Source organism: Salegentibacter flavus, assembly GCF_900115145.1.
In the GTDB taxonomy this organism is placed as follows: Bacteria; Bacteroidota; Bacteroidia; order Flavobacteriales; family Flavobacteriaceae; genus Salegentibacter; species Salegentibacter flavus.
On record NZ_FOVL01000015.1, the window covers coordinates 78370 to 104653 of the forward strand.

A 26284-nucleotide genomic window follows, 5' to 3' on the forward strand; every position below is an offset into this window, starting at 1 on the left:
ACTTTCCTGCCTTGTTTCATTTAGGCGTTTTACTTAGGTTTACCATTCTTAAAATTATAAATGCCCATTATGATCACAAAAAATCTTCAGGGATTGGTTTGTTTATTCCTGGCCTTTGGTATTAACTTCAGTTTTTTCGCCCAAAGTGGCCGCATTCCTGTACGTGCCGAAAATGGTATGGTGGTTACCAGCCATCACCTCGCTTCACAGGTAGGGAATGATATTCTCGAACAGGGTGGAAACGCGATTGACGCAAGTGTAGCTACAGCTTTTGCCCTGGCGGTTACTTTACCCTCAGCCGGAAATATTGGAGGCGGCGGCTTTCTGGTTTACTACGGGAATGACGGACATAAAACTACTTTTAATTTCAGGGAAAAGGCGCCTTTGGCAGCATCAGCAGAGATGTTTCTGGGTGTAGATGGTAAGGTGAAAGATAATTCCAACCACGAAGGGATGCTTTCTGTCGGTGTGCCGGGTACAGTAGCCGGATTATACAAAGCACATCAAAAAATGGGCAGTCTTCCCTGGGAAGACCTTGTAGCTCCTGCGGTAAAGCTTGCTGAGGAAGGTTTTTCCTCCACCTATAATATGAACTGGTTCCTTAACTGGGCGAAGGAGCATAAAGATGAAGAGATTTATAAAGCCACGGCTAAGTCTTTTTTAAAGAACGGGGAAGAAATTTATGAGCCGGGAGAAATCTGGAAACAACCCGATTTAGCTGAAACCCTAAAACGAATCCAAAAGAATGGTGCCGATGGGTTTTATAAAGGAAAAACCGCCAGGCTTATTGAAAACTATATGAAAAAACACGGCGGACTGATCACCCAAAAAGATCTCGCCCGTTATGAAGCCGAAGAACTGGAGCCGGTAACAGGCACTTACCGCGACCATGAAATTGTAGCTATGCCACCACCAAGTTCGGGTGGAGTTGCTCTTGTAGAAATGCTCAATATAGTTGAAGGTTTTGATATTAAAGAAATGGGGCATAATTCGGCAGCTTCCCTTCACGTGCTAACCGAAGCAATGAGACGGGCATTTTCTGACAGGGCCTTGCACCTTGGGGACCCAAATTTTAATCCCGGAATGCCTGTGGACGAGATTACATCAAAGGACTATGCTGCCAGATTGCGGGAAACTATCGAGCCCGATAGAGCTTCGGTGAGTGATTCTGCTAATTTTTCAGCTGCGCATTTAAAATATGAAAGTCCGCAAACCACTCATATTTCCATAGTAGATAAAGAAGGGAATGCAGTTTCCTTAACCTATACTTTGGAACATAGCTATGGCTCCAGGATTACCGTGGAAGGTGCTGGTTTTTTATTGAATAATGAAATGGGGGATTTTAATCCCATTCCCGGGTACACCGATACTAAAGGATTAATAGGGACCAACCCCAATCTCGCTGCACCCGAAAAAAGGATGCTTTCCAGTATGACTCCAACTATTGTGGCAAAAGATGGAAAACCTCTTTTGGTTATTGGGAGCCCCGGTGGTCGTACCATTATTAATACAGTATTTCAAGTTATTGTGAATGTGATAGACCATGAAATGAATATTGCCCGGGCCATTGAAGCACCCAGGATCCATCACCAATGGCTTCCGAATACCACCTCTTTTGAGCGCTACGGCATCTCGCCTGATACCAAAAAGCTTTATGAGGAAATGGGACATAAAGTTAGGTATAGAACCAACCAGGGACAGGCTATGGGGATTTATATAGATGAGGAAGAAGGCGTAATCTACGGTGCAGCCGATTCCCGCAGTTATGATTCCAGGGCTGTGGGACACTAAACTTTTCAAAAAGAGAAAGACTTAAAGGCCACGAAGTAATACGTGGCTTTTTGGTTTGATCACCCTCCTGAAATTTATAATAATATTAAAATAATTGGTGCTTGAATGTTTTATCTTGATGGGAAGAATTAACCAAAAAAGATAAAGCTATGAGTAAAGTGAATTTAGCTGTGATATATTACAGTGCGACAGGAACAAACCACCAACTCGCCAAATGGGCGGAGGAAGCCGGAAAAAACTCCGGTGCCGGAGAAGTAAGATTTCGTAAGATTAAGGAGACCGCTCCTAAAGAAGCAATCGCCCAGAATAAAGACTGGGAGAAACATGTTGAGGCAGCAAAGGATGTAACCGAAGTTAGCTTAGACGATTTGGAGTGGGCAGATGCCATTATCTTCAGCATTCCCACCCGTTATGGGAATTTGCCTTCGCAGGTGCAACAGTTCATCGATACCACCGGTGGACTTTGGTCAAAAGGAAAGCTGGCCAATAAAATCGCTTGCGGAATGACCAGCGCAAGTAATCCGCACGGAGGTCAGGAAACAACCTTAATGTCTTTATATAAAACAATGATTCACTGGGGAGCCATAATAGTTGCTCCCGGTTATACCGATCCAAGCTTATTTGAATCTGGTGGAAACCCTTATGGACTTAGCGTAACTGCCGGAAAGGATAAACTTGATGATAAAATTAAAAATGCTGTTTCTCACCAGGTAAAGAGAATGGTAGAAATAGCCGGGAAATTGAACGCTTAATTTTTTTCGATTTATCAGACTTATAAGGCGGTTCACAATGGGCCGCCATTTTTATTATATTTAAGCCAAATTAATCCCTGATGAAACATCTTGTTCTTCTGTTGCTCTTTGCGCCGGGTATTCTCCTAAGCCAAAACAATACAATATTCTACGATTTATTGATCCGTAACGCAACCATAATAGATGGTTCAGGAAAGGATAAATTTACAGCTCATGTTCTTGTAAGCAATAACGAAATCGTTCAGATTGAAAGGGATACCAGCCTGGAATTTAAAGCAGAAAAAATAATTGATGCTGATGGACTCGTTTTAAGTCCGGGTTTTATAGACACTCATTCTCACGGGGATCCCCTGGAAACCCCGGGCTTTGAAAATTTTCTTGCCATGGGAGTGACCACCATCACGCTTGGCCAGGATGGTTACAGCCCGAATGAGGAAGAACTTAGCCATTGGATGGATAAGGTACAAAAGATCCAACCTGCAACGAATATCGCCATGTTCGTTGGGCATAATACCCTAAGGCAATTATCAGGGGTTAATTACGATACTTTGCCCGGGGAAAAGGGACTCGTGGATATGGAAAAACTTCTTCAAAAAGCGATGGATGCCGGAGCTTTTGGAATGACCACCGGCCTGGAATATAATCCCGGAAATTTCTCCAGGGCCATAGAGCTCCAAAGGTTAGCAAAGATAGTTGGAAAAAACGGAGGCATAATTATGAGTCATATGCGGAATGAAGACGATAGTGAGCTTGAAAACTCCATAAAAGAGTTGCTGGCTCAGGGGAAATATTGCCCTGTTCATATCTCCCATATTAAATCGGTTTATGGAAAAGGAGATCAGCGCGCCAAAGAAATACTCAGCCTGCTCGAAAATGCCAGGGCTGAAGGGATTAAGGTAACAGCCGATCTTTACCCGTATTCTGCGAGTTACACCGGAATTGCCATTGTATTCCCTGATTGGGCCAAAAAACCGAATGATTATGAAATCGTTCTAAAAACCCGTAAAGCTGAACTACAGGAATTTCTTCGGAATAAAATTGCAGAACGCAACGGGCCGGAATCGACATTGATTGGTTCAGGTAAATTTAAAGGGAAAACGCTTGAAAAGATCTCGCTGGAGCTTAACAAGCCTTTTGAGGATGTGCTTATCGAAGATATTGGGCCTTATGGCGCCGGAGGAGCCTATTTTATTATGGATGATGAATTACAGGAAAAGCTGATGCAACACCAGCTCGTGAATATTTGTAGCGATGGGAGTCCAACAATGAGACATCCTAGGGGATATGGCAGTTTTGCTAAAATGATCGAAACTTTTGTGATAGGTGAGGGGAAGTTCTCCCTGGAAGAAGCCATTCATAAAATGACCGGAGTGTCCGCAGAAATTTTAGGAATAGAGGATCGCGGACTCATAAAAGTTGGATATAAAGCCGACCTCCTGCTTTTTGATCCTTCAGAAATAAAGGAAATGGCAACCTATGAGGAACCGCATAAACTTGCAGAGGGTTTCAAATATGTTTATGTAAATGGAGAAATTGCAAAGAAAGAGTCTGAATTTTCAGAAGGAAGAAATGGAAAGGTTCTCAGGAGACCTTAATAATCGAATTGATTTAGTTCTATCACCTGCCCGGCCTCCATATCTGAAAGATGTTCGTTCCCCACACGTACCCTAACAAGCCTTAAAGTGGGGAAGCCTACAGCCGCTGTCATTTTTTTTACCTGCCGGAATTTCCCTTCCGTAAGGCTTATAGAAACCCAGCTGGTGGCGCCGTGGCGCTCATCCCTGATCTTTTTAGCACGTGGAGGGAAAACAGGTTTTTGCTCTAATTTGAAAGCTTTACAGGGCAGACTTTGATAATTCCTGCCATTAATACTTATCTCTACCCCCTCACTCAACTGTTCTATAGCTACTTCGGTGATTTCACCATCAACCTGCACATAATATTCTTTTTCAACTTTCTTACTTCTAATCGAGGCACTGGTTTTTCCGCAGGTTGTGAGAAGTAAAAGTCCCTCTGAATCCTGGTCCAAACGACCCACAGACATAGTGCCTTCAGGGAAATCATGCAGATCGCCTAAGAGCTTTTTCTTTTTTCTTGGCCGTTCGTTGGTGATGAACTGGCTGAGGTATCCGTATGGTTTGTAAATCTTAAAGTAACTGTGCAAAGCGGTGAAGTTTAGCGTAGAACAAGTTTTTTAACCAGCTCCCGGCCAAGCTCTTCATTAAGCATTTTGATGATCCTCGCTTTTCCGTAGCTTAACTCTTCCCGCAAAACTGAAGAACTTAACTGCACGTATAAAGTTTCGTTTTGCAGTTTTATGTTAGTGGTATATTTCTCGATCGCCGGACCCATTTCCCGGTTCCAGACATCTCTTACGTTAACCTTATCGAGTCCTGACTGTAGTTTATTCTTGTCTACAAAGTCTTTTAGCACATCGCCTATACTCAAATTCTCATTATTTCTTCGGTTATTCTTTTTCATTTTCTTCAGCAAATAATGGGGTGAATTTTTTATAATGGTAAATGATCCCATCCTTATTCAGGATGCTCATCTTTTCTTCGTCTGCCTGTAGCAGCGTTTCTTTCCATTCGTCGAAAGGGGTCTTGTAATAAAGGCGCAGGCTATCGTTTTCAATTTTTATTCTAAGCTCTTCGGCGTCATCATTGGTCTTATAGCTTCCGTCAAACTGAGGCTGTAATTTTTTTCTAAATCCGATGCTATCCTTAATTTCGAAATAGTCAATATTTTCATTTATAGAATATTCCATTACCGAATCGCCCGGGAGTTCAACTTTATCGATTTCCCAGTAGCCATCTATGTATTTTATCTGCTCTTTGGGATCCTGCTTACTACAGCTTAAAAGTACGATTCCGATAAGAGAATAAAGAATTAATTTATTCACAATTTGAAGATTTTATAGGTTTGGTTACTGTTCTGTACTACTTTCTCGGTACGGTCGGCGTGGGTGTCGCTAATAAAGATCTGACCTAATTCGTTGGTTGCCACCAGTGCCACAATATGTGCAACGCGTTGTTCATCCAGTTTGTCAAAAATATCATCCAGCAGTAAAATGGGATTCACTTTGCTTAAAGATTTTATGAAATCAAATTGCGCCAGTTTTAGAGCAACCAGAAATGATTTTTGTTGGCCCTGAGAGCCAAATTTCTTGATGGGATGGCCTTCTATTTCAAAATTGAGATCGTCTTTGTGAGTGCCTACGCTGGTGTATTGCAGCGCCATATCCTTCTGAAGGTTTTCTTCCAGAAGGCTGGATAAAGGCTTTTCAAAAAGCTGACTCCTATAACTAATATCTACTTTCTCCTTATTTGCGGTAATGTCATTATATCGTTTATTGAAAATAGGAATAAACTCTTCCAGGAATTTTTGTCGTTTTTCGAATAGATATTGCCCGAGCTCACTTAATTGTAGATTATAAACTTCCAGGGTGTCCCGATCAAAACTATGATTTGCTCCAAAATACTTCAGCAGGGAATTACGTTGGGCAAGAATTTTTCCATACTGAATTAACTTGTTGAGGTAAAGCTGGTCGCTTTGGGAAATCACCCCGTCTATAAATTTCCTACGCGTTTCACTTCCTTCAATTATAAGATCACGGTCGGCAGGGGAAATGATCACAGCAGGAATAAAACCTATGTGGTCACTAAATTTCTCGTAAGGTTTATTGTTCCTTTTAATCAACTTTTTTTGGCCGCGCTTGGCACTTACGACTATCTGTTCGGTTTTGTGTTTCTTTTCAAATTCTCCCTCTATTACAAAAAAGTCGGCATCGTGATTAATGTTCTGGCTGGTAATTGGGTTGAAATAGCTTTTTCCGAAGGCAAGATGGTAAATACTGTCTAAAACGTTGGTTTTTCCAACCCCATTATGGCCAACAAGGCAATTAATTTTTTGATCGAACTCAAATGTAGCTGAATCGAAGTTCTTATAATGAAGTAGATTAAGATGTTTTAGATGCATAAAACTCTGAGGTTCAGACAGGTAATTTTTGTTAAAGTTTTCTTTACAAAACTAAGCGAAAGACCCGAAAATATTAAAAAAATACAAATATTTTCCCTTTTAATTTTCAATAAAAATCCTATTTTTGCGACGCATTAAACAGATTTTATGGCAACTTACAAGAAAAGGGGAAATAAACCATCTACTAAGGAAGAACGAAAGAAAAAGGTTGAAGAGGAATCTACAACCGCAGAAGTATTTAATACCCTTGATGAAGGTGCCTCGAAGGCTGAGACCTGGGTGGCCGATAATCAAAAGTATATCTATATTATTGTAGGTGTAGCTATTGTGGCTGTTTTAGGTTATCTGGGGTGGCAACGTTTCATCCAGGAACCAAAAGAGACTGAAGCAGCAAACGAAATGGCTCAGGCTCAGAATTATTTTGCAAATGCTATGAACAGCGCAGGAGCAGAGCGCGATTCACTATACACCATGTCTCTTAACGGAGGTGAAGGAAAATATGGGTTTCTTGATATTATAGAAAACTACGGCGGTACAGATGCTGCTAATCTTGCAAGATACAATGCGGGATTTGCATATTTACACACTGGAAATTACCAGGAAGCTATTAATCACCTTGAAGATTTTAAAAGCGATGACGAGATTCTTGCAGCTTTGGCTGTAGGAGGGATTGGCGATGCTTTTATGCAACTCGAGCAACCCGAAGAGGCTTTAGATTATTATGATAAAGCAGCTTCTATGCGTTCTAATGAATTTACTACTCCTAAATTTTTACTGAAAGCTTCCATAACCGCGCTTGAGGTGGGGGAAAATAATGAAGCAGAAGATTATCTTACTAAATTAAGAGATGAATATCCAGAAAGCCCGGAGGCCGAACAGGTACCGGTCTATTTAGGACAGGCTCAGGCTAATAACTAATTATATGGCAACTGAAGGAAAGAATCTTTCAACTTACGATAAAAATACAATCCCAAACGCGGAAGACTTCCGGTTTGGGATTGTTGTTTCAGAATGGAATGATAATATCACCGAAGCTCTTTATGATGGAGCATACCAAGCGCTAATTGAGAATGGCGTAGATCCTAAAAAGATCGCACGTTGGAATGTACCCGGTAGTTTTGAACTTGTGTACGGCTGTAAAAAAATGCAGGAAAGCTTCGATATGTTGGATGCAATTATCGCTATAGGTAGTGTAATTCAAGGGGAAACAAAACATTTCGATTTTGTATGCCAGGGTGTCACGCAAGGCATAAAAGACCTGAATGTGCAAAATGATACTCCAATAATTTTCTGTGTGCTCACCGATGACAATATGCAGCAATCTATAGACCGTAGCGGTGGTAAACACGGGAATAAAGGTACAGAAGCTGCCGTAGCTGCCATCAAGATGGCACAACTTCGCAAAGACTCCAGGTTCTAGAATTCTCTTTATTTTGCCGGGACAATTTTTTGGTCGGCACCATTATTGTGATAATCTTTAAGACGCAGGGCTTCGGAATTTCGGAGCTTTTTGAGTAAATTTGATTTTTATATTATAAAGCAGCCTGTTTTGAAGATTGGATTAAATAAAATAAAAAAGAATACCCGTTATAATTACACTCCCCGTTATTATAAAGGCAAGGATACCGGTAATATTTATAAATTTGATTCTAAGTTTCATAAATATAAAGATACCACCAACGCCATAGATTTTGGTTCCCACTGGGCCGATGCGCGTAAATCCAGCCGTAACCGCGGAAATCGTGAAATCAACACCCGGGTATTGATCATCATAGCAATCCTGCTGCTTATCTTCCTGTGGATAATAGATTTTGATTTGTCCATCTTTTCGAATGCTCCCTAAATGAGTGATGTAATTCAACTTTTACCAGACCATGTAGCTAACCAGATCGCGGCCGGGGAGGTAGTGCAAAGGCCGGCTTCTGTAATCAAAGAACTGCTGGAAAATGCCATTGATGCGCAAGCCACGAGAATTCAGGTGGTAATTAAGGATGCTGGTAAAACCCAGATTCAGATTGTAGATAACGGAATGGGGATGAGCCTTACCGACGCGAGAATGAGCTTTGAACGCCACGCGACCTCTAAAATTAAATCGGCAGAAGATCTTTTTAGTCTTACTACAAAGGGTTTCAGAGGTGAGGCCCTCGCTTCTATTGCTGCTATAGCCCAGGTAGAGTTAAAGACCAAAGATGACGAAAGCGAAGTAGGAACCATTATTAAAATTGAAGGTAGTGAAGTTACATCTCAGGAAGCCTGTGTGACTCTTCAGGGGACTTCCATTAGCGTAAAAAACCTGTTTTATAATATTCCGGCCAGGCGTAATTTCCTGAAATCTGATGCGGTGGAAACCCGGCATATCATTGATGAATTTCAGCGGGTAGCCTTGGCTCATCCACAAATAGCTTTCGATCTTTTTCATAATGGCAATGAGTTATTTCAGTTGCCCGAAACCAATTTCAGACAACGAATCACCAATATTTTCGGGGGCAAAACCAACGAAAAACTTGTTCCGGTAACCGAGGAAACTGAACTCGTGGAGATTTCGGGTTTTGTTGGTAAACCGGAATTTGCCAAGAAAAGTCGGGGCGAGCAATTCTTCTTTGTAAATAACCGTTTTATCAAAAGTCCTTACCTCAATCATGCGGTAACCGCTGCTTTTGATGGTTTGCTCAAGGAGAAGTCTTATCCCAGTTATTTTTTATACCTCAAGGTTGATCCCCGAAGTATCGATATCAATATCCATCCTACCAAAACCGAGATCAAGTTTGATGATGAGCATGCACTTTATGCCATTTTGAGAAGTGCTATTAAACACAGCCTCGGCCAGTTCAATGTAGCACCGGTACTTGATTTTGAAAGAGATGCAAACTTAGACACACCCTACGAATATAAAAACAGGGAAGCCAACGTTCCCGGGGTGGAAGTAGACAGGGATTTTAATCCTTTCCAGCAGGAAAGTAATCCGGGAAGAAGTAATTCCGGCAGTTTCAGAAAAGAGCCAGCTGCAGGGTGGGAAAGTCTGTATTCAGGAATACAAGATGAGACCCTGGATAAGGAAGAAGTAAGGCATATCGAATTTGAAAGCGAAGAGGTTACAGGAAGTTTGTTTAATTCTTCGGAATCAGAAGCTGAAAAATCAACCTTTCAGCTTCAGAAAAAATATATTGTAAGCACTTTAAAAAGCGGTATTTTGGTTATTGATCAGCATCGGGCACATACCAGAATCCTGTATGAGGAATTGCTGAAAAACATTACGGTTTCAGCCGCGGTGAGCCAGCAATTATTATTTCCGCTGAAACTTCAGTTTTCTTCCCACGAGATGGAAATGCTCGGGGAAATAAAGGAATCGCTGGAACAAACCGGATTTGTATTTTCGTCTCTGGAAAGAGATTCCGTAGAAATATCGGGGATACCTACTTTGATCTCTGAGAGTGAAGTAGAGATGTTGCTGGAACAACTGCTTTCAGATTTGGAAAACGAAGTACCCAATAATGGCTTTTCTCAAACCGATTTACTGGCAAGATCGCTGGCGAAAGGAATGGCGGTAAAATCGGGGATGCTGTTGAACAATACGGAGCAACAACACATCGTTAACCGTTTGTTTGCCTGCAAGGAACCAAGCCTGAGCCCATCTAACAGGTCGGTTTTTGTGACTCTTACGGTGGATGAACTGGACAAAAAATTTATGTAAATGGGAAGAATTACAGATACGGTTAAGGTACTTTTAATTATCAATATTATATTTTTTGTTGGAAGTCAGTTTTTGGGAAATTTCGCCTATCAGCTTTTCTCCTTATGGTTTGTTGAAAATGAAAACTTCAGGGTCTGGCAGATTTTGTCTCATATGTTTATGCACGGGGGGCTTACCCATATTCTATTTAATATGTATGCGCTCTGGGCTTTTGGAGGTCCTATAGAGCAAATGCTGGGACAGAAAAAATTTCTTTTCTTTTACTTTTCAGCTGGGCTGGGAGCCGCTTTATTGCATACCTTAGTGAATTACTTTGAATACCAGACGGGATATAATGCCCTTCTTGACGCCGGAATGACGATGGGAGAGGTAGAAAGGATGTTGCAAACCGGAGAATATTCTACCGCGATCCTGGAATCGGTTTCCAAAGAAACGCTTCAGGATCTTTATATGAGCTTTAATACACCGGCGGTGGGAGCCTCCGGAGCTATCTATGGAATTCTCGTTGCTTTTGGAATGATGTTCCCTAATGTGCAATTATTCCTGCTCTTTGTCCCCGTGCCGATTAAAGCTAAATATTTTATTCCGGCATTAATTGGGATTGATCTTTTCTCTGGATTTACCGGATATTCCATATTTGGTGGGGGAATTGCGCATTTTGCACACGTAGGTGGTGCCCTTTTCGGATTTATAATGATGTGGTACTGGAAGAAAAACCGGTTTAATCAAAATCGCTGGGATTAATGAAAGCTTCAGATAAATTAAAATATAAACTGCAAACCGCCACGGTTGTTGAAAAGCTTATCGCTATAAATATACTGGTGTTTGTATTGCTGTACCTTTTTAAGACCATAGCTTTCTTGTTCCAGTTCCCTTCCAACTTTTTTATGGAGTGGTTTGTCTTTCCAAAAGAACCCGGGGAGTTTATTTTTAAACCCTGGAGTATTGTTACCTATGCGTTTTTGCACAGTGGGATTTGGCATATCCTCTCAAACATGCTTATACTTTATTTCTCCGGAATTTATTTCCTGAATTACTTTTCTCCTAAACGTCTTCTCAATTATTTCTTTTTGGGTGTAATTGTGGGCGCTTTGGTGTATATGCTTAGCTATAACCTCTTTCCTGCATTCGCGGCTACGGGAAGGTCTTATCTTCTGGGTGCTTCTGCAGGCGTTATGGCTGTTTTGGTAGGGATTGCAACCTATATTCCTAATATGCGTGTAAGATTGGTGTTATTGGGAAGTATAAAATTTTGGTATATCGCAGGATTCCTTGTTTTGCTGGATGTTATTCAAATTCCAATGGGAAATGCTGGAGGTCACCTGGCGCATCTGGGCGGCGCCTTACTGGGATATTTCTATACTACTCAACTTCAGAAAGGAAATGATATTGGTGCCTGGTTTGAAAAGATTATGGATGGTTTTGCTTCCATGTTTACTTCTACTCCCAAAAAAGCAAAAATGAAAACCGTTTACCGGAAAGGAAAAGATACTTCAGCTAGCAACAAACGCACCACTGCGTCTGCGAGGATGAACAAGAACGAGAAACAAAAACGTATTGATAACATACTCGATAAGATAAGTAAAAGTGGCTATGACAGCCTTAGCAAAGAAGAGAAAGACTTTTTGTTTAAAGCCGGAAAAGAAGATTGATGAAAAAACTCGGTTTTTTAGATAAAATTGTCTTTCTTCTGAATTCCCTGGCGGCCACAGCTTTGTTGTTGTCGTATTTGCTTGCCTTTATCCCGCCAAAGTCTTTTCCGCTGCTGTCGGTGCTTAGCCTTGGAGTGCCGGTGTTAATTATTCTCAATCTTATATTTCTTGTTTACTGGATTATTAAATTTAAAAGACAGTTTTTGCTTTCCTTAATTGTTCTGCTTCTTGGGTTCCATTATGTAACCGGATTATATCAGTTTTCAGCAAAGGACAATCAGCGGGATGATAACCAGCTATCGGTGATGAGTTATAATGTGCGCATGTTCAATGCCTACAACTGGGTAGATGCCGATGATATTCCCGGTAAGATCACGGGTTTTGTAAATGATCAATCGCCCGATATCCTGGCAATGCAGGAATATTATATTGGTGCATCTGGGATACGCCGCGATTATCCCTATCATTATATCAAGCTTAAAAATAAAAACGATGAGTTTGGTTCTGCAATTTTTTCGAAATACCCCATCGTTAATAAGTATTCCCTCGATTTTCCGCAGCAGGGAAACAACAATGCCACTTATGTGGATATTGTTGTAGAGGAAGATACACTTCGGGTTTTTAACGTTCACTTCCAATCGTTGAACATTAAACCTGAAATAGATGAACTTCAAAAAGAAGATTCCAGAAAACTCTTTGGCAGAATTGGTGCCGGATTTGCTATGCAGCAGGACCAGGCCGAAATGGTGATGGCAGAAGTAAATAACTCACCCTATAAAACGCTTATCATAGGGGATTTTAACAATACAATTTTTTCTTATATCTACGAGAAAATAAACCCTGAGAAACGATTTCAGGACGCTTTTCTTGAAGCCGGTTCGGGCTTTGGCGAAACTTTTAAATTGAGTTACTTCCCGCTTAGAATAGACTTTTTACTCATCGAGGATTCTATGGAGGTTCAGTCTTACGAGCGATTTAAGGTAAAGTATTCAGATCATTACCCGATTATGACCAGGCTTCGGCTTTAAAATCCTGATTCTCCAGATACTGGAGACTGTTAGGGCCTTCATTAAACAACAGGTCAAGTATGCTTAGATTTGGGATGAAACCGTGTTTATTTTCAAATACCTGGGTATATGCAATATGCTGAAATTCAACTTTCTGCTTAGCATTTATCATGGGACGGAGATCGGTAATATTATTGGGTCTTTTGATATATTCTGAAGTTTTGCTGATATCAAGTTCCAGCTGAATAGATTCGGTAATAAACTCCAGGCAGGCGTAATTGAAATCGATCAGGAATTTGAAGTGCTTGTGATAGAGTGGGTGTAATTCATCTTCGTAAAACTCAAAGAAAGGCGAGGTTTGATAGGAAGATTTTAGGGCCCGCCAGTGTTGTTTCTGCCACTCAAATTCATTCTCTATACGTACTTCTTTGTAAAGCTGATGTTTTCCGGCCATTTTCGGTTCTCCCGTAAGAGCTGACCGATGTTTTATGGGAATATTCAGCAGCAATTTACCGTTGGAATCGTAGATATACATCCGGTTCCTGAAAGTTTGCTTCTGGTAATTGTCCTCGTTCTCAAAAATCACCTTTTCAGCTTTCGCTAATGCGACAAACTGTGAAACTGGCCCGAAATAGGCAGGGTGCAATAATACATCCTTCATTTTAAGAATTTTCTCTTCGTTTTTTAAAGTAATTAAAAGCGAAGATTATTACCAACAGGATCAGAAAATAAGGCAGGTAGGAAATCGGAGTACCATCACCTTTAACGGTAGTAAAAACCCGGTCCCAGCGTATTTTATTCATTATTCCATTTGCATTGGCATCCCAACTCATCCAGATGAATACCGGCTTGCCCACTACATGATTTTCCGGCACATAACCCCAGGAACGGCTATCTTCACTGTTATGGCGATTGTCTCCCATCATCCAGTAATAATCCTGTTTAAAGGTGTAGGAATCCACCGGAGAACCGTTAATTAAGACTTGGGTTCCGTTGAGGCTTAAACTTTTTGGCTCGCCCATTTCCAAACCTTCGTAGGTCTCAATTATTTGCTTGTAAAAGGGCATAGACTGGGCGGTTAATTCTACCTTATCACCTTTTTTCGGAATATAGATCGGTCCAAAATTGTCATTGTTCCACGGTAATTTTCCGTTGTTCGGAAAGATCCCTTTTGATGCTGTGCTGGAGGTATCAATATAGCGTTGGATAAAATCTACATTAGGATGATTCCGCAGGCGGTTATAGGTTTTCTCAGTCAGCGCCCTGAAGAAAAATTCGTTGTTATTGGGATTGTAATAAAAGCCGTCGGTAACATCATATTCTTCATATAAGAATCGGGGATCAAAACCCTGGCCTTTGGTTTTCCCTGAATAAGAAAACTGGGTTCTGGCACGAACCGGTAATTCCAGGATTTCATTGTTCACGATAAGTTCCCCATTCTCTATTCTAAGGGAATCCCCGGGAATTCCAACTGCTCGTTTTACATAGTTTGATTTTTTATCTATCGGCTTGTCATAACGTTCTCCTGAACGGTCAAAAAATTGTTTGACCGTATCTACCGGCCAGTTGAAGACCACAATATCATTTCGCTCTATCTCCTGAAAACCGGGCAAACGGGTATAAGGAATTTGTGGTTTATTGAGATATGATTTTGTTCCAAGTATCGGGATGGTATCATGCACCATAGGGAAGGCTATCGCCGTTTGTGGTAAGCGTGCCCCGTAATGAAATTTACTTACAAAAAGAAAATCGCCCACCAGCAAAGTTTTTTCAAGGGAAGAGGTAGGGATTGTAAAAGGCTGCATTATATAAGCGTGCACGATGGTAGCGGCAATTACCGCGAACAAAATGGAACTCACCCATTCGCCTATACCAGTTCTAGGTTTCAGGCTACGGTCCTCAATGTATTTTACATCAGTAGCATAATTGATGTAGTAAATGTAAAATCCCAGTGTTAGGATCACCAGGAACGTATCTGTGGTGCTATGGCGTCCAAAGCTTCTTATGGTTTCTACCCAGATTACCGGGAACATTATAAGGTTAACAATAGGAATAAAAAGCAGAATAACCCACCACCAGGGCCGGTTGATGATTTTCATTAGGATAACTGCATTATAAACTGGAATTGCAGCTTCCCATGGTTGCCTTCCTGCTTTTTTATATAATTTCCAGGTTCCTAAAAAATGGATTACCTGGACGAGCAGGAAAAACAAAAACCATTGCGTAAATGTCATAAGGAAGTATTTTACATTATTAGAGCCTCCTGGGCCTAAAGTGTTACATTATTTTAAAATTTCGGCTAGAACATCCTGCATTCTGTAGATGCCTTCTTTACCTTTTATCCATTCTGCGGCAATTACCGCACCTTTTGCAAAACCCTGCCTGGAATGAGCGGTGTGCTTTATCTCAATTGAATCTATTTCAGATTTATAAGAAACGGTATGGGTTCCGGGTACTTCGGCCTCACGCCTGGCGTAGATTGGAATTTCATCATTTTCAGCGTGGTCAAGTTGCCATGCGATCTTGTTAGGATTGTTAGCAATAATTTGCTGAGCCAGGCTAATAGCAGTACCACTTGGAGAATCAAGCTTCTGTACGTGATGTATTTCTTCAACCTCTACGGAATATTCTTCGAGGTTTTTCATCATCTCAGCCAGTTTTTCATTGAGTTCGAAAAACAAATTAACCCCTATGCTGAAATTGGAAGCATACAGAAAAGCTGTGTCGTGTTTTTCACAAACTTCCACGGCCTTGTCATAATGGTCTAGCCAACCTGTAGTCCCACTCACAACTGGAATACCCAGTTCGAAACAGGTGGTGATATTTTTAAAAGCGGCTTTGGGGACGCTAAAATCTATGGCTACATCAGCATCAAGATTGGTGAGATCGTAGCTTTCTATATCTTCATCTACCTTTAAAGTGATCTTGTGGCCTCGATCCAGGGCAATTTCTTCAATTGTTTTGCCCATTTTTCCGTAGCCTAACAGCGCTATTTTCATAATCAAAAATTATAATTTAAGGAAAGTCCGTAGCGTGTCTTTCCAGAAAATTCATCAAAATTCATATTTGGCCGAAGCGTAAGATCCTCGCTAACATTAAATTGTTGCAGGTGGGCCTCTACATTGGCGTCAATAATATTCAGTGCATAAATCCCGGCAATTACCAGAATCGAAATTTCTTTATTTCGGCGGTAAAAACGTTGGGCTCTTATTAAACCGTCATCTGTAACTCTTTCCTGGCCATTCACAGTAAACTCATCAATTCTTCCCGCCAGCCTGTCTTTATAGGCATCCCGGTAACGATTGAATTCATTATCGTTGTTTATATAAAAATAAACCCCAATCCCAAGCCCTCCATAAGCGATGGGAATTTTCCAATAGCTGCCGTTGAAAGCCTGTCCAAGCCCCGGTAAAATAGCCGAATAAAAAGCAGCCCGGGAAGGAGCAAGGGCATCGTAGGGTTTGTAGTCCTGCTCTTTTTCTTTTTCGGCCACCGGCAGTTCCCCGGCAGTAGGGGTATCTACCAACAGACTATCCTGGGAAAACCCCTGGAAAGAAAAAAAAACCAGCATTACTGCTGTGAAAAGATATTTACTCTTCACCCTGGATCAGTTTTTTGATTCTATTGAAGTCTTCTTCCGATTTAAAAGGTATGCTTAGTTTCCCGCTTCCTTTTTTGGTTAGTTTCACATCTACTTTTGTTCCCAGGTATTCTGAAAATTCTTTAATTCCTTTTTTATAGGTTTTAGGCACTGTAGTAGATGCCTTATTGCCTTTTTTCTCTTGACTTCCGGTGTTGATCTCGCGTACCAACTGTTCTGTTTCTCTTACCGAGAGCGATTTCTGAAGTATCTTTTCATAAATATCCAGCTGCTGCTGAGGATCTTCAATATTGATGAGCGCACGACCGTGGCCCATACTTAAGAAGCCGTCCCGAATTCCTGTTTGTATGATGGGATCAAGTTTCAATAATCGCAGGTAGTTCGCAATAGTAGAGCGTTTTTTCCCAACTCTCTCACTAAGTTGTTCCTGGGTAAGATTGATCTCATCGATAAGTCGCTGATAGGAAAGCGAGATCTCGATAGGGTCCAGATCCTGTCGCTGAATATTTTCAACCAAAGCCATTTCCAGGGATTCCTGGTCGTTGGCGATCCTGATATATGCCGGGATGGTTTTTAATCCAACAATTTTTGAGGCTCTGAATCGGCGTTCTCCGGAAACAAGCTGATATTTATTGAAATCCAGCTTTCTAACTGTGATTGGCTGGATCACCCCTAATTCATTGATGGAGGAGGCGAGTTCCTTTAAAGCATCTTCATTGAAACTGGTACGGGGCTGAAAAGGATTCACCTCAATGGCCTCCAGTTCAAGTTCAACAATATGGCCTACCAGTTTATCAGCGTTCTTGTCTTCTGCAGATTGAATATCGTTTTGCGGATCTTTTAGCAAAGCTGAAAGTCCTCTTCCTAAAGCTTGTTTCTTGGTAGCCTTCGCCATCTTCTATGAGTTTTTCTTTATAATTTCATGTGCCAGGCTCAAATAATTGCTGGCTCCTTTACTGCCTGCATCATAATTAATAATGCTTTCTCCGTAACTGGGGGCTTCACTTAAACGAACATTTCTTTGAATGATTGTATCGAAAACCATTTCCCCAAAATGCTTCTGAACCTCTTCTACCACCTGGTTTGATAACCTCAATCTGGAATCGTACATCGTAAGCAAAAGGCCTTCAATATCCAGTTTATTGTTGTGGATCTTTTGAACGCTTTTTATGGTATTTAGCAGTTTTCCGAGACCTTCCAGGGCAAAATATTCACACTGGATCGGGATCACTACAGAATCGGCCGCGGTTAAGGCGTTCAGGGTTAATAAACCAAGGGAAGGGGCACAATCGATCAGGATATAATCGTATTTTTCCTTTAGCGGAGTTATAGCTTTTTTAAGCATAGACTCCCTGTTTTCCTGGTCTACCAGCTCAATTTCTATCGCTACCAGGTCTATATGGGCAGGAATAATATCCAGGTTTGGAGAGCTGGTTTGCAGAATGGCCTCTTCCGGAGAAATAGAATGCTCCAACAATTGGTAGGTGCCAAATTCCACTTCTTCCACATCAATTCCGAGTCCCGAGGTAGCATTCGCCTGCGGATCGGCGTCTATCAGTAAAACTTTCTTTTCAAGTACTCCAAGTGAGGCCGCAAGGTTCACCGAAGTTGTGGTTTTACCCACGCCGCCTTTCTGATTGGCAATAGCAATGATCTTACCCATTAATTACGTTCAATTTTTAAAAAGTAAAAATACAATTTATTATAGGTTTATGAAATCATTTTGTTAACAGCTTGTACATATAATAAAGACTGAAGGTTCAAGGCTTTTTGCTGAATTTTTCCGCAGGGAATCATCTAAAATGTTAAGATCTGGATAAATAAAAAAACCAAAAGATTTCCCTCGGTTTTCAAACATTTTAGAATATTATGAGATTTTAGCTTAGCTGCCTTTCTTCGCTTTGATCATCGCTTCCAATTGGTCCCATAATTCTTCAGGAATTGCTTCCAAAAGGTTGAATTGTCCCGCGCCTTTAAGCCATTCGCCGCCGTCTATGGTTATCACTTCCCCGTTAACATAGGCTGAAAAATCGGAAACCAGATATGCGGCAAGGTTTGCAAGTTCCTGGTGCTCCCCAACTCTTTTTAGAGGAACCTTTTTAGAGAGGTCAAACTTGTCCTTTAGATCTCCCGGTAATAAACGATCCCAGGCACCTTTTGTAGGAAAAGGTCCCGGGGCTATGGCGTTGGATCTAATCCCGTATTTAGCCCATTCTACAGCCAGGGAACGTGTCATTGCTAAAACTCCTGCTTTTGCGGTGGCGCTGGGTACTACATATGCCGAACCCGTCCAGGCATAGGTGGTTACGATATTTAAAACGGTTTTGTCTTTTTCTTTTTTGTCTATCCAGTGCTTTCCGAAAGCAAGGGTGCAGTTTTTACTTCCCTTTAATACGATATCAATTATGGTATCGAAGGCATTGGCACTAAGTCGCTCGGTAGGAGAGATGAAGTTCCCGGCCGCATTATTTAATAAAACATCAACGCTTCCAAACTGGTCAATTACAGCATCTCGCATTGCTTCAACTTCATCATAATTTCTTACATCGCATTGCACGGCAATACATTTTCCACCGGTTTCTTCTTCCAGTTCTTTCGCCGTATTCTGAAGCTTCTCCAAGTTTCGGGAAGTGATTGCTACTTTTGCTCCTAGTTCCATAAAATATCTGGTCATCGCTTTTCCCAGGCCGCTACCGCCGCCTGTGACCACAATGCTTTTTCCTTTCAAGGCATCATCGCGAAGCATTTTTTGTGTATAGTCCATTTTTTAGTCTTTAGTTGGTTCTCGGTTTTATATTTTCCGCTTCTGTGGTGCTTAGCCACGAATATTTTATGTTCTCTCTTTTCTCTTGTCTCTTGCCTCCTGATTCTTGCCTCTTGTTTACTAGTCAATCAAAATCTCCAACAGCTTAATAGCCGCCTCGCTAATTTTGGTGCCTGGACCAAAAACCGCTACGGCGCCGGCGTCAAATAGGAACTGATAATCCTGCGACGGAATTACCCCGCCAACGATCACCATAATATCATCGCGGCCAAGGTCTTTAAGTTCTTCGATCACCTGTGGAACCAGGGTTTTGTGTCCTGCTGCCTGGGAGGATATTCCCAGAATGTGAACATCGTTCTCTACAGCTTGCTTTGCCGCTTCCCGGGGCGTTTGAAATAAGGGGCCTATATCTACATCAAAACCAAGATCGGCGTAGCCGGTAGCTACAACCTTTGCACCACGGTCGTGCCCATCCTGCCCCATCTTTGCGATCATAATTCGTGGACGGCGCCCATCCTGTTCTGCGAATTTATCGGCCATTTCCCTGGCTTTTTTAAAGGAAGCGTCGTCTTTCATTTCTTTGGAATAAACCCCGCTAAAGGATTGAATTTTTGCTTTGTAGCGACCGTAAACTTCTTCCAGTGCGTCGCTTATTTCGCCCAGGGTAGCCCGGTTTCTGGCCGCTTCTACGGCTAAAGCTAATAAATTTCCGCTTTCATCTTTGGCCGATTTAGTAAGTTCTTGGAGAGAAGTCTTCACTTTTTCGGTGTTTCGTTCAGCTTTTATTCTTTCCAGCCTTTCGATTTGCTGTTTTCTTACCGTTTGGTTATCAACTTCAAGAGTAACCAACTCATCTTCTTTCTCTCTTCGGTATTTGTTTACACCTACAATTATGTCGGTGCCACTGTCTATCCTGGCTTGTTTTTTGGCTGCTGCTTGCTCAATTCTCATTTTGGGAATCCCGGCTTCAATGGCTTTGGTCATTCCGCCAAGCTCTTCAACCTCTTCGATGAGTTTCCAGGCTTTTTGCGCGATCTCTTCCGTAAGCTTTTCCACATAAAAACTACCTGCCCAAGGATCTACGGTTTTAGTAATCCCGGTTTCTTCCTGAAGATGTAATTGGGTATTTCTCGCTATTCTGGCAGAAAAATCTGTAGGTAATGCTATTGCCTCGTCCAGGGCATTGGTATGCAAGCTCTGGGTTCCTCCAAAGGCTGCGGCAGCTGCTTCAATACAGGTGCGCGCTACATTATTGAACGGATCTTGTTCTGTTAGACTCCAACCACTGGTTTGACTATGAGTTCTTAATGAAAGTGATTTTGGATCTTTTGGATTGAATTGCTTAACCAGTTTTGCCCAAAGCATTCTTCCTGCCCGCATCTTTGCGATTTCCATAAAATGGTTCATCCCAACCGCCCAGAAAAAAGATAGGCGTGGGGCAAAAGTGTCTATTTCCATCCCGGCTTTTAATCCTTCCCTGATGTATTCCAGTCCGTCTGCCAGGGTATATGCTAACTCAATATCATTGGTTGCTCCGGCTTCCTGCATATGATATCCGGAGATGCTGATGCTGTTGAACCTGGGCATATTCTTCGAAGAATATTCAAAAATATCAGAAATGATCTTCATCGACGGAGCAGGAGGGTAGATGTAGGTGTTACGCACCATGAACTCCTTTAGAATGTCGTTCTGAATGGTTCCTGAAAGCTGTTCGGGTTTTACTCCCTGTTCTTCCGCCGCAACAATATAAAAAGCCATAATGGGTAAAACAGCCCCGTTCATCGTCATAGAAACCGACATCTTATCCAGCGGGATCTGATCGAAAAGAATTTTCATATCCTCTACCGAATCGATGGCGACTCCGGCTTTTCCCACATCTCCTAATACCCGCTCGTGATCGCTGTCGTAACCGCGATGGGTGGGAAGATCAAATGCTACAGATAAGCCTTTTTGTCCGGCGGCAAGATTTCTGCGGTAAAAGGCATTACTCTCTTCCGCAGTAGAAAAACCGGCGTACTGCCTGATGGTCCAGGGGCGGGAGACATACATCGTGCTGTAAGGTCCCCGCAAATATGGCGGAATTCCGGCGGCAAAATTGAGATGTTCTGCTTTTTCCAGATCCTCTTTGGAATAGGTGGGTTTCAGCTTTATGCCTTCCGGAGTTTTAAAGGCTTTTGTTTCCTGAATTTCTTCCTTTTTTGGCGCTGTTAATTTTATATGTTGAAGCTCTTTTCTTGACATTTCCGGTGGGTTTTAATTTTCTGCAGATTCCTTTTCCAGTCTTTCCTGCTCAGATTTTTCACTCAGTCGGCGCTCTAAAATGGGTTCCAGGAGGGTTTTACGTTTGTTTTTCTTCAGAAATGGAAATAATTCCAGTTCCTCTTTCATTCTGTCCTGAAGATTTTCGAATTTATTAGTCCCGATAAGTATCAACTCCCCCTCATCAAATCGCTGCTGCTCTTTTTTAGCACTTTCCTTTATTTTCTTCTGAATGATGCCGGCTTTCAATTGTTTAAGAAATCCGCCGCCCATTTCGATCTCTTTGAAGATTTCAAGGGCCTTATCAGCAAATTGCCGGGTTAGACTTTCAATATAATAAGTGCCTTCGGCTGCATTGCTCACCTTATCCAAATAAGCTTCGTGCTTCATTATCAATAACTGGTTGCGGGCAATTCGGTCGCCAAAATCGTTGTTTTTGTGATAAATAGTGTCGTATGGTGAATTGTATACAGTGTTGGCCCCGCCAAGCACAGCACTCATACTTTCGGTAGTGGTGCGCAACAAGTTCACGTTATAATCGTAAAGTGTCTTGTTTCGTTTGGTGGGTTGAGCGATGATGTGACCATCTTCAGGAAAACCATATTCTTTTGCCAGACTTGAATATAACCAGCGAAGCGCTCTTATTTTGGCAATTTCAAAGAAATAATTTGGACCTGAAGCCACCACGAACTGAGGCAGAAACTGCGGTTTAATATTTTTTAATGCTGAAGACTGATCTATATGGTTTAGGTATTCGTTGGCGTGGGCCAGGGAATAGGCCAGTTGCTGTGGAATATTGGCTCCGGCATTTTGATACAAGTCGGTGTTTATGCTTATAACCGAAGAAAAATCTTCAGATTTAGAAAGGATTTCACCTAAAATTCTATGATCTTCTTTCAGATTGAAGAACCAGTTTCCAGAGCGGGCCAGTTTCCCGATAATATCTGTTTGCAGGTAAACCTGGTTTTTTTTGCCCTTCAGAAATTTTCGCAAACGATTGAAAAAATCTTCAGATAAGAATTCAGGTTTTAGGTAAACAGGAGTTGATTTCAGGTCAATTTCTTCCAGTAACTCTTCAATGGAAATTTCTTCTGTTGGTAATTCAAACCAGAGGCTTTCAGCACCTTTTTTTAAAGCATTCAGGGCTTTTTCGTTAGCAACTTCCGAAGATATTACATAGATTTTTTCACAAATATTCCAATGGATAGGAGATTCCAGATGCACAGGCTCACCTATGTCTTCAGCAGTATAAAAAGGCTTTATCGCTATCCCATCCAGGGAATTGTAGATGAGTTTTTCGTTATAATCGGCTCCTTTTAGGTCGAATTGTATTTTTTGTTTCCATTGCTTTGCAGAAACCTCTTCGAATTCCTGAAATAATGATTCTTTCATTTTAAAGATTTTTGGTTGCGGTCGCCTTAATCTATCGTGTCGTATTCGATGATATAAATATCCTCATCGGCACGTTTCATAAAGTATTTTTGGCGTGCGAATTTTTCGAGTTCTACCGAGTCCTGAAGTTTTTCGATCACGGCTTTATCCTTGTCGATCTCGTTACGGTAGTAGTTTTTATTATCTTCCAATTCATTAAGCTCCTGATTTAGTTCATTATGAATAAACCAGGAATTGCTATCCAGAAAGATCATCCAACCGGCAAAAATAAGGCTCAACAGCACATATTTATTGCCTAGAAATCTAAACCATGGTTTTTTTCGCAATTCTTTTAATTTCATACAGGATAAAGATACAAAATTAGGCCAAGCGGTCCTTGATTATGGTTTGCACAATATCAACAGCTACGGTATTGTAACGGTTGGTGGGGATGATGATATCTGCGAATTCCTTGGTTGGTTCAATAAATTGCTGGTGCATAGGCTTCAGGGTAGTCTGGTAACGCCAAAGGACTTCATCCAGATCCCTGTTGCGCTCGTTGATGTCGCGTTTCAACCTACGGATAAGGCGCTCATCACTGTCGGCATGTACATAGATCTTTATATCAAACATTTTCCTGATCTCTGGGTTGGTAAGAATTAAGATCCCTTCAACAATAACCACCTTCCGGGGCTCTGTTTTTACCGTTTCGCTGGTGCGGTTATGTTCTTTAAAAGAATAAACCGGCTGATGAATTGTTTTACCTTCTTTTAGTTCCTGGAGATGTTTTACAAGTAAATCAAAATCTATGGACTTAGGGTGATCAAAATTGGTCTTCACCCTTTCTTCCATGCTAAGGTGGCTAAGGTCCTGGTAGTAATGGTCCTGGGAGATCACATCTACTTCTTCATTTTTTAATTCTTCTGTGATCTGGTTTACTACGGTGGTTTTACCACTTCCTGTACCTCCGGCGATTCCTATGATTAGCATCTAAAATAATTTGGGGCAAATTTAACTATTTGCCCCAAACCCTGAAATTCTTTAAATGTCTATTTATAACTATCTTTTCTATTTTTATTATTTAGGTCAATTGGCGTTATTAGATAATTATAGTCTTTGCCGTTCCTTTTCCTTATCAGAGATTTCCAGAAGGAAAATATTACAAGCATTTTAAGCTTAAAAAAAGCTGTTTCATTTTCTAATTTGAAGCTTCTTCTTCCTGCGGTAGTAATTTAACGATACCGGTGCCTTCTATAGCAGCATAGATAAAGCCATCTGGTCCCTCGCGCACATCACGAAGTCTTCCTACTCCATCTAACAACTTGGTTCTTTTGCCTATTTCTGTTCCATCTAACTCAAGGTGTTCGAGGTACTGAAATTTTAAGGAACCAACCAATAAATCACCTTTTAAATCAGGATATTTATCTGAGGTTACATAAACGAACCCGCTTGGAGCGATAGATGGAATCCAGTAGAACATAGGATCTTCAAATTCAGGTCCGCCGGTTTGTTCTGTGATAATTGAATCGTCATAGTTAATACCGTAGGTTACCTCTGGCCAACCGTAGTTCAGGCCTTTTTTGACAATATTGATCTCATCGCCACCTTGTGGACCGTGCTCGTGCAGCCAAACTTCCCCGGTTTCAGGGTGATAGATCATTCCTTGTGCATTCCGGTGTCCGTAGGAGTAGATCGCTTCCTTGGCGTTTTCTTCTCCAACAAAAGGATTGTCTTCAGGAATACTACCATCAAGATTTAAGCGGTAAACTTTCCCGCCATCGCGGGTAATATCCTGCGGATTTTCATCGCGGTTTCCACGATCCCCAATAGTGAAGTACAGGTGACCGGCCTCGTCAAATACAATTCTTGAACCAAAATGCTGTCCTTTAGTGGTATTAGGTTCGGCCTTATAAAGATCTTCTATATCAGTGAGCTGATTGTTATTGAGTTTAGCTCTAACCAATTTGGTATTTCCACCATCGCCTTCTCCTTCTTCGGAAGAAAAAGTAAGGTAGATCCAGCCGGTTGATTTATATTCGGGATGAAGAGCTACATCCAGCAATCCGCCTTGCCCCCGGCTATAAACAGCAGGAACACCTGAAATAGATTGCTTCTTACCATCTTTAAAATGAAAAAGCTCTCCGCTTTTTTCGGTAATCAGCATACTTTTATCAGGCAGGAAGGTAAAACTCCAGGGAATATTTAGTCCGGAAACCACTACTTCGTGCTCGTAATCTGTTTCAGGGGCCTCGGCTTCCGGTTGTTCCTCAAGACCTTCCCGGGTTGAGATTTCTTGGTCTTCAGTTTCTGTGGTTTTAGCCTCTTCCGAAGATTTTTGATTCTCGCCGCAAGCCGAGAGGGCAAGGATCATACTTAGGGATAATAATACTCGTTTCATATCAATAGTTTTGGTGATTAGACAATTTGCTTTTTTCCGGCAAATTGAATTAACTAAGATATAAAAAATATAAAGTTCTTGTTGCTATCCCAAAGGAATTATTATATTTGCAGCCGCTTAAATGCGGAAGTTCTTTTATAAGATTTTGAGTTTAGTTGCAACGAGATTTAATCCTGGTGCAAGGATGGCATAAATTCCGCCCGGTTATCGCGTCCCGCTATGGTGGGAAGGCTCGCAGCTTCGAAAAAATGTGCTAAATTTAGAGAATGGTTGTTTACATTCTTTTTAGCGATAAACGTTCTAGGTATTATGTTGGTCGACCTTAGAACTAAAGGCTTAAGTTCTTGAATTATTGAAATAGAAAGATCGAAAGATCTTAAAATACACCTCGGGGTGTAGCGTAGCCCGGTTATCGCGCCTGCTTTGGGAGCAGGAGGCCGCAGGTTCGAATCCTGCCACCCCGACTTTTACAAGTTATATTTTAACATAAAAAAAGGGTAATTATATGGTTTTCATATAGTTACCCTTTCTTTTTGTGCTCAAAATTTAACAAATAGTGTTAAATTTTATGTGAGTTTATCGTGAGTTCACGGTGAATTTGTGAGTTTATCGTGAGTTATTTTTTTGTATTTTTAGCTTACCGGTACTCCATAATTATGTATTGGTAGTTTGACTTTCGCCTTAATTAATTGTTTCATTTAAACAACAAAACTATGCGTACCAGTCAAACCTTTTCCATTTCTTTTTTCATTCGCAAAAAGAAAAAACAACCAGAATTAGCCCTCCTCTATGCCCGAATTACCGTTAACGGCAAATCCCTGGAAATTAGTTTAAAACGAACTATTCCGGTGGACAAGTGGAACCAATCTGCAAGTAAACTTACCGGTAGTAGTGCTGAAAGCCGGCAGATCAATAAAAAAATTGATGAAACCAAAGCACAACTTTATAAAACCTATGATAGCCTTTTAAAAGATGGTCTTCTGGTCACCACGGAGACGATCAAAGCGAGATTTCTTGGAA

27 protein-coding genes and 1 tRNA gene are annotated in these 26284 nt (G+C 41.3%); 12 read left to right on the forward strand and 16 right to left on the reverse strand.

Annotated elements, in window-relative coordinates; translation table 11 throughout:
- Positions 1–69: 69 nt before the first annotated feature.
- The 3 genes from ggt (at position 70) to BM266_RS12085 (ending at position 4138) form a co-directional block, all read left to right on the forward strand.
- Positions 70–1791: a gamma-glutamyltransferase gene (gene ggt / locus BM266_RS12075; RefSeq protein WP_093410126.1), complete on the forward strand. Its 1722-nt coding sequence runs from the start codon at positions 70–72 to the stop codon at positions 1789–1791.
- 149 nt (positions 1792–1940) lie between these two features.
- Entirely contained in the window at positions 1941–2543 is a 603-nt protein-coding gene (gene wrbA / locus BM266_RS12080; RefSeq protein ID WP_093410051.1) for an NAD(P)H:quinone oxidoreductase, read from the forward strand.
- Between the two features lie 80 nt (positions 2544–2623).
- Entirely contained in the window at positions 2624–4138 is a 1515-nt protein-coding gene (locus tag BM266_RS12085; protein WP_217648159.1) for an N-acyl-D-amino-acid deacylase family protein, read from the forward strand.
- Here BM266_RS12085 and BM266_RS12090 read toward each other — a convergent pair.
- The 4 genes from BM266_RS12090 to recF are packed head-to-tail and all read right to left on the reverse strand — an operon-like array spanning position 4135 to position 6521.
- Complete coding sequence (locus BM266_RS12090) at positions 4135–4707, reverse strand: pseudouridine synthase (RefSeq protein ID WP_093410054.1); 573 nt, start codon at positions 4705–4707, stop codon at positions 4135–4137. The two genes, BM266_RS12085 and BM266_RS12090, sit on opposite strands and share 4 nt — an antisense overlap.
- An 11-nt stretch (positions 4708–4718) precedes the next feature.
- Entirely contained in the window at positions 4719–5024 is a 306-nt protein-coding gene (locus BM266_RS12095; RefSeq protein ID WP_093410056.1) for a DciA family protein, read from the reverse strand.
- A complete protein-coding gene (locus tag BM266_RS12100; RefSeq protein WP_093410060.1) occupies positions 5011–5445 on the reverse strand; it encodes a lipocalin family protein in 435 nt (144 codons plus the stop codon). Before BM266_RS12100 ends, BM266_RS12095 begins: the two co-directional genes overlap by 14 nt.
- Complete coding sequence (gene recF, locus BM266_RS12105; protein ID WP_093410062.1) at positions 5442–6521, reverse strand: DNA replication/repair protein RecF; 1080 nt, start codon at positions 6519–6521, stop codon at positions 5442–5444. Before recF ends, BM266_RS12100 begins: the two co-directional genes overlap by 4 nt.
- Positions 6522–6668: 147 nt before the next feature.
- Between recF and BM266_RS12110 the strand changes: the two genes are divergently transcribed.
- The 7 genes from BM266_RS12110 (at position 6669) to BM266_RS12140 (ending at position 12892) form a co-directional block, all read left to right on the forward strand.
- A complete protein-coding gene (locus tag BM266_RS12110; protein WP_093410065.1) occupies positions 6669–7439 on the forward strand; it encodes a tetratricopeptide repeat protein in 771 nt (256 codons plus the stop codon).
- Between the two features lie 4 nt (positions 7440–7443).
- Positions 7444–7941 carry a 6,7-dimethyl-8-ribityllumazine synthase gene (ribH, locus tag BM266_RS12115; RefSeq protein ID WP_093410068.1) on the forward strand — a complete coding sequence of 166 codons (498 nt, stop codon included), beginning with the start codon at positions 7444–7446 and terminating at the stop codon, positions 7939–7941.
- 129 nt (positions 7942–8070) lie between these two features.
- Positions 8071–8364: a hypothetical protein gene (locus tag BM266_RS12120; RefSeq protein WP_093410131.1), complete on the forward strand. Its 294-nt coding sequence runs from the start codon at positions 8071–8073 to the stop codon at positions 8362–8364.
- Positions 8365–10212 (forward strand): DNA mismatch repair endonuclease MutL, encoded by a 1848-nt coding sequence (mutL, locus tag BM266_RS12125; RefSeq protein ID WP_093410070.1) that lies wholly within the window; start codon positions 8365–8367, stop codon positions 10210–10212.
- On the forward strand, positions 10213–10956 hold the full coding sequence (locus BM266_RS12130; RefSeq protein ID WP_093410073.1) for a rhomboid family intramembrane serine protease: 744 nt from the start codon (positions 10213–10215) through the stop codon (positions 10954–10956).
- Complete coding sequence (locus tag BM266_RS12135; RefSeq protein WP_093410076.1) at positions 10956–11864, forward strand: rhomboid family intramembrane serine protease; 909 nt, start codon at positions 10956–10958, stop codon at positions 11862–11864. Before BM266_RS12130 ends, BM266_RS12135 begins: the two co-directional genes overlap by 1 nt.
- The gene (locus BM266_RS12140) at positions 11864–12892 is read left to right on the forward strand and encodes an endonuclease/exonuclease/phosphatase family protein (protein ID WP_093410078.1); all 1029 of its coding nucleotides are present in this window, start codon (positions 11864–11866) and stop codon (positions 12890–12892) included. The genes BM266_RS12135 and BM266_RS12140 overlap by 1 nt, the downstream gene beginning before the upstream one ends.
- Here BM266_RS12140 and BM266_RS12145 read toward each other — a convergent pair.
- The 12 genes from BM266_RS12145 to BM266_RS12200 all read right to left on the reverse strand — a co-directional run bounded on the left by BM266_RS12145 (position 12870) and on the right by BM266_RS12200 (position 25264).
- A complete protein-coding gene (locus BM266_RS12145) occupies positions 12870–13532 on the reverse strand; it encodes a WbqC family protein (RefSeq protein WP_093410080.1) in 663 nt (220 codons plus the stop codon). The genes BM266_RS12140 and BM266_RS12145 overlap by 23 nt on opposite strands.
- A 1-nt stretch (position 13533) precedes the next feature.
- Complete coding sequence (lepB, locus tag BM266_RS12150; RefSeq protein WP_093410083.1) at positions 13534–15105, reverse strand: signal peptidase I; 1572 nt, start codon at positions 15103–15105, stop codon at positions 13534–13536.
- 48 nt (positions 15106–15153) lie between these two features.
- Positions 15154–15870: a 4-hydroxy-tetrahydrodipicolinate reductase gene (gene dapB / locus BM266_RS12155; protein WP_093410085.1), complete on the reverse strand. Its 717-nt coding sequence runs from the start codon at positions 15868–15870 to the stop codon at positions 15154–15156.
- Between the two features lie 2 nt (positions 15871–15872).
- Complete coding sequence (locus tag BM266_RS12160; protein ID WP_245760438.1) at positions 15873–16472, reverse strand: DUF5683 domain-containing protein; 600 nt, start codon at positions 16470–16472, stop codon at positions 15873–15875.
- Positions 16462–17367 (reverse strand): ParB/RepB/Spo0J family partition protein, encoded by a 906-nt coding sequence (locus tag BM266_RS12165; RefSeq protein ID WP_093410090.1) that lies wholly within the window; start codon positions 17365–17367, stop codon positions 16462–16464. Before BM266_RS12165 ends, BM266_RS12160 begins: the two co-directional genes overlap by 11 nt.
- Positions 17368–17370: 3 nt before the next feature.
- A complete protein-coding gene (locus BM266_RS12170; protein ID WP_093410093.1) occupies positions 17371–18135 on the reverse strand; it encodes a ParA family protein in 765 nt (254 codons plus the stop codon).
- A gap of 219 nt (positions 18136–18354) precedes the next feature.
- On the reverse strand, positions 18355–19236 hold the full coding sequence (locus tag BM266_RS12175; protein ID WP_093410095.1) for an SDR family oxidoreductase: 882 nt from the start codon (positions 19234–19236) through the stop codon (positions 18355–18357).
- A 120-nt stretch (positions 19237–19356) separates the two neighbouring features.
- Positions 19357–21477, reverse strand: a complete 2121-nt coding sequence (gene scpA / locus BM266_RS12180; RefSeq protein ID WP_093410098.1) for a methylmalonyl-CoA mutase — start codon at positions 21475–21477, stop codon at positions 19357–19359.
- A 12-nt stretch (positions 21478–21489) separates the two neighbouring features.
- Positions 21490–22887 carry a methylmalonyl-CoA mutase subunit beta gene (locus BM266_RS12185; protein WP_093410100.1) on the reverse strand — a complete coding sequence of 466 codons (1398 nt, stop codon included), beginning with the start codon at positions 22885–22887 and terminating at the stop codon, positions 21490–21492.
- 26 nt (positions 22888–22913) lie between these two features.
- Positions 22914–23228 carry an FtsB family cell division protein gene (locus tag BM266_RS12190; RefSeq protein WP_093410102.1) on the reverse strand — a complete coding sequence of 105 codons (315 nt, stop codon included), beginning with the start codon at positions 23226–23228 and terminating at the stop codon, positions 22914–22916.
- A gap of 19 nt (positions 23229–23247) precedes the next feature.
- Positions 23248–23856, reverse strand: a complete 609-nt coding sequence (gene udk, locus BM266_RS12195) for a uridine kinase (protein ID WP_093410104.1) — start codon at positions 23854–23856, stop codon at positions 23248–23250.
- A gap of 208 nt (positions 23857–24064) precedes the next feature.
- A complete protein-coding gene (locus tag BM266_RS12200) occupies positions 24065–25264 on the reverse strand; it encodes a PQQ-dependent sugar dehydrogenase (RefSeq protein WP_093410107.1) in 1200 nt (399 codons plus the stop codon).
- Between the two features lie 389 nt (positions 25265–25653).
- Between BM266_RS12200 and BM266_RS12205 the strand changes: the two genes are divergently transcribed.
- A tRNA-Pro gene (locus BM266_RS12205) sits at positions 25654–25728 on the forward strand.
- A 249-nt stretch (positions 25729–25977) separates the two neighbouring features.
- A partial coding sequence (locus tag BM266_RS12210; RefSeq protein ID WP_245760394.1) for an Arm DNA-binding domain-containing protein occupies positions 25978–26284 on the forward strand: 307 nt, incomplete at its 3' end.

Excerpts from the sequence above, each read along its gene's own strand:
- ggt (WP_093410126.1), top strand. The coding sequence starts at position 70 with ATGATCACAAAAAATCTTCAGGGATTGGTTTGTTTATTCCTGGCCTTT.
- wrbA (WP_093410051.1), top strand. The coding sequence starts at position 1,941 with ATGAGTAAAGTGAATTTAGCTGTGATATATTACAGTGCGACAGGAACA.
- BM266_RS12085 (WP_217648159.1), top strand. The coding sequence starts at position 2,624 with ATGAAACATCTTGTTCTTCTGTTGCTCTTTGCGCCGGGTATTCTCCTA.
- BM266_RS12095 (WP_093410056.1), bottom strand. The coding sequence starts at position 5,024 with ATGAAAAAGAATAACCGAAGAAATAATGAGAATTTGAGTATAGGCGAT.
- recF (WP_093410062.1), bottom strand. The coding sequence starts at position 6,521 with ATGCATCTAAAACATCTTAATCTACTTCATTATAAGAACTTCGATTCA.
- BM266_RS12110 (WP_093410065.1), top strand. The coding sequence starts at position 6,669 with ATGGCAACTTACAAGAAAAGGGGAAATAAACCATCTACTAAGGAAGAA.
- ribH (WP_093410068.1), top strand. The coding sequence starts at position 7,444 with ATGGCAACTGAAGGAAAGAATCTTTCAACTTACGATAAAAATACAATC.
- mutL (WP_093410070.1), top strand. The coding sequence starts at position 8,365 with ATGAGTGATGTAATTCAACTTTTACCAGACCATGTAGCTAACCAGATC.
- BM266_RS12130 (WP_093410073.1), top strand. The coding sequence starts at position 10,213 with ATGGGAAGAATTACAGATACGGTTAAGGTACTTTTAATTATCAATATT.
- BM266_RS12135 (WP_093410076.1), top strand. The coding sequence starts at position 10,956 with ATGAAAGCTTCAGATAAATTAAAATATAAACTGCAAACCGCCACGGTT.
- BM266_RS12140 (WP_093410078.1), top strand. The coding sequence starts at position 11,864 with ATGAAAAAACTCGGTTTTTTAGATAAAATTGTCTTTCTTCTGAATTCC.
- BM266_RS12145 (WP_093410080.1), bottom strand. The coding sequence starts at position 13,532 with ATGAAGGATGTATTATTGCACCCTGCCTATTTCGGGCCAGTTTCACAG.
- lepB (WP_093410083.1), bottom strand. The coding sequence starts at position 15,105 with ATGACATTTACGCAATGGTTTTTGTTTTTCCTGCTCGTCCAGGTAATC.
- dapB (WP_093410085.1), bottom strand. The coding sequence starts at position 15,870 with ATGAAAATAGCGCTGTTAGGCTACGGAAAAATGGGCAAAACAATTGAA.
- BM266_RS12165 (WP_093410090.1), bottom strand. The coding sequence starts at position 17,367 with ATGGCGAAGGCTACCAAGAAACAAGCTTTAGGAAGAGGACTTTCAGCT.
- BM266_RS12170 (WP_093410093.1), bottom strand. The coding sequence starts at position 18,135 with ATGGGTAAGATCATTGCTATTGCCAATCAGAAAGGCGGCGTGGGTAAA.
- BM266_RS12175 (WP_093410095.1), bottom strand. The coding sequence starts at position 19,236 with ATGGACTATACACAAAAAATGCTTCGCGATGATGCCTTGAAAGGAAAA.
- scpA (WP_093410098.1), bottom strand. The coding sequence starts at position 21,477 with ATGTCAAGAAAAGAGCTTCAACATATAAAATTAACAGCGCCAAAAAAG.
- BM266_RS12185 (WP_093410100.1), bottom strand. The coding sequence starts at position 22,887 with ATGAAAGAATCATTATTTCAGGAATTCGAAGAGGTTTCTGCAAAGCAA.
- BM266_RS12190 (WP_093410102.1), bottom strand. The coding sequence starts at position 23,228 with ATGAAATTAAAAGAATTGCGAAAAAAACCATGGTTTAGATTTCTAGGC.
- udk (WP_093410104.1), bottom strand. The coding sequence starts at position 23,856 with ATGCTAATCATAGGAATCGCCGGAGGTACAGGAAGTGGTAAAACCACC.
- BM266_RS12200 (WP_093410107.1), bottom strand. The coding sequence starts at position 25,264 with ATGAAACGAGTATTATTATCCCTAAGTATGATCCTTGCCCTCTCGGCT.